Annotated in this window: 1 protein-coding gene, 1 tRNA gene and 2 rRNA genes (1 of these 4 cut by a window edge); 3 read left to right on the top strand and 1 reads right to left on the bottom strand. The window is 55.0% G+C overall.

Translation table 11 applies throughout. The features are described 5' to 3' along the window. The 3 genes from E5X88_RS22725 to E5X88_RS22715 all read left to right on the top strand — a co-directional run. A 23S ribosomal RNA gene (locus tag E5X88_RS22725) occupies positions 1-1,697 on the top strand (it extends 1,102 nt beyond the left edge of the window). Between the two features lie 97 nt (positions 1,698-1,794). Further along, positions 1,795-1,909 (top strand): 5S ribosomal RNA (rrf, locus tag E5X88_RS22720). A 131-nt stretch (positions 1,910-2,040) separates the two neighbouring features. Beyond that, positions 2,041-2,117 (top strand) — tRNA-Met (locus E5X88_RS22715). A gap of 120 nt (positions 2,118-2,237) precedes the next feature. On the opposite strand, the gene E5X88_RS22710 is transcribed toward E5X88_RS22715, so the two are convergent. Then, positions 2,238-2,420: a hypothetical protein gene (locus E5X88_RS22710; protein ID WP_292165318.1), complete on the bottom strand. Its 183-nt coding sequence runs from the start codon at positions 2,418-2,420 to the stop codon at positions 2,238-2,240. Between the last annotated feature and the right edge of the window lie 80 nt (positions 2,421-2,500).

Below are 2,500 nucleotides of genomic sequence, written 5' to 3'. Positions count from 1 at the left end.
GCTTAGAAGCAGCCATCATTTAAAGAAAGCGTAACAGCTCACTGGTCTAAATAAGGGTCTTTGCGCCGAAAATGTAACGGGGCTAAAGCCATACACCGAAGCTTAGGGTTTGCAGCAATGCAAGCGGTAGCGGAGCGTTCTGTAAGCTGACGAAGCCATACCCGTGAGGGGTGGTGGAGGTATCAGAAGTGCGAATGCTGACATGAGTAACGTAAGGGGAGTGAGAGACTCCCCCGCCGAAAGTCCAAGGGTTCCTGCTTAAAGCTAATCTGAGCAGGGTTAGCCGGCCCCTAAGTCGAGGCAGAAATGCGTAGACGATGGGAACCACGTTAATATTCGTGGGCCTGGAGGAAGTGACGGATCATTGAGGTAGTCCAATCTTATCGGATTGAAAGGGCTGCTGCGTGGTTCCAGGAAATAGCTCCTCCTTATAGACCGTACCCGAAACCGACACTGGTGGACTGGTAGAGTATACCAAGGCGCTTGAGAGAACTATGCTGAAGGAACTCGGCAAATTGCACGCGTAACTTCGGAAGAAGCGTGACCCTTTCATGCGCAAGCATGGGAGGGTGGCACAGACCAGGGGGTAGCGACTGTTTATCAAAAACACAGGGCTCTGCGAAGTCGCAAGACGACGTATAGGGTCTGACGCCTGCCCGGTGCTGGAAGGTTAAGAGGAGGGGTGCAAGCTCTGAATCGAAGCCCCAGTAAACGGCGGCCGTAACTATAACGGTCCTAAGGTAGCGAAATTCCTTGTCGGGTAAGTTCCGACCTGCACGAATGGCGTAACGACTTCCCCGCTGTCTCCAGCATAGACTCAGTGAAATTGAATTCCCCGTGAAGATGCGGGGTTCCTGCGGTTAGACGGAAAGACCCCGTGCACCTTTACTATAGCTTTACATTGGCATTCGTAGTGGCATGTGTAGGATAGGTGGTAGGCTTTGAAGCCTGGGCGCCAGCTCAGGTGGAGCCATCCTTGAAATACCACCCTTATCACTATGGATGTCTAACCGCGGCCCGTTATCCGGGTCCGGGACAATGTATGGTGGGTAGTTTGACTGGGGCGGTCGCCTCCTAAAGAGTAACGGAGGCGCGCGATGGTGGGCTCAGAACGGTCGGAAATCGTTCGCTGAGTGCAATGGCATAAGCCTGCCTGACTGCGAGACTGACAAGTCGAGCAGAGACGAAAGTCGGTCATAGTGATCCGGTGGTCCCGCGTGGAAGGGCCATCGCTCAACGGATAAAAGGTACGCCGGGGATAACAGGCTGATGACCCCCAAGAGTCCATATCGACGGGGTTGTTTGGCACCTCGATGTCGACTCATCGCATCCTGGGGCTGGAGCAGGTCCCAAGGGTATGGCTGTTCGCCATTTAAAGCGGTACGTGAGTTGGGTTCAGAACGTCGTGAGACAGTTCGGTCCCTATCTGCCGTGGGTGTAGGAATATTGAAAGGATCTGTCCCTAGTACGAGAGGACCGGGATGGACGGATCTCTGGTGGACCTGTTGTGGCGCCAGCCGCATAGCAGGGTAGCTATATCCGGACGGGATAACCGCTGAAGGCATCTAAGCGGGAAACCCACCTTAAAACGAGTATTCCCTGAGAACCGTGGAAGACGACCACGTTGATAGGCCGGGTGTGGAAGAGCGGCAACGCTTGAAGCTTACCGGTACTAATAGTTCGATCGGCTTGATCGTTCTCATTCCTTATGCCCATTTCTGGCGACAATCCTTTGGATTGTGCCGAGATGGATGGCACAGAAAACAGCTTCTCGAGCAACGTGCGTTTTGCCGACCTGGTGGTTATGGCGGAGCGGCTGCACCCGATCCCATTCCGAACTCGGCCGTGAAACGCTCCAGCGCTGATGGTACTTCGTCTCAAGACGCGGGAGAGTAGGTCGCTGCCAGGTCTGCCAAGCGCACGTTGTTGAAATCTTCTCCTTACGAACAGGCCCGCCATCGGGATTTCGGGCCGCGCAAGCGGCCCTTTCATTTGGCGAAAGCTTGAATCCAGTAAGTCAAGGCTTACTTCTAAGGTTGACGCGGGGTGGAGCAGCCCGGTAGCTCGTCAGGCTCATAACCTGAAGGTCACAGGTTCAAATCCTGTCCCCGCAACCACCGATCCCGACACTCCCGCGAGCCCAGCTCCGGGAGTGTTCTTTTTTGTAGCCCTTCCAGCCTTCTGCTGCTCGATCCAGCCGAGGATCGTGCTCAGTTCGCCGTACAGCGAGGCGTCAACTACGCCACGGCCTGGGCCGGGCGTAGCTCGATCTTTTCGATGACGCTGCGGATGGCGTCTGCCGCTTCTGCTCGATCCTCCGTGCGGTTGAGAGCTTCTGTCAGCCTTCCAATTTTCTTCGCATAGATGTACGCGGCGCTCGGCAGTTGGTCCGGCACATCGTCGGGCACTTCCGCAAGCAAGATCGAAAGTTCGGCCTTACGAGCTTCTAGAGCGTTTCAGTGATTAATTGAATCTTTGGGGGATTGAACGAAGCCGCTGA

It is taken from the genome of Mesorhizobium sp. (assembly GCF_004962245.1).
GTDB lineage: Bacteria > Pseudomonadota > Alphaproteobacteria > Rhizobiales > Rhizobiaceae > Mesorhizobium.
The sequence above is the reverse complement of the archived record's forward strand: the minus strand, read 5'-3'. Positions and strand labels throughout refer to the sequence as shown.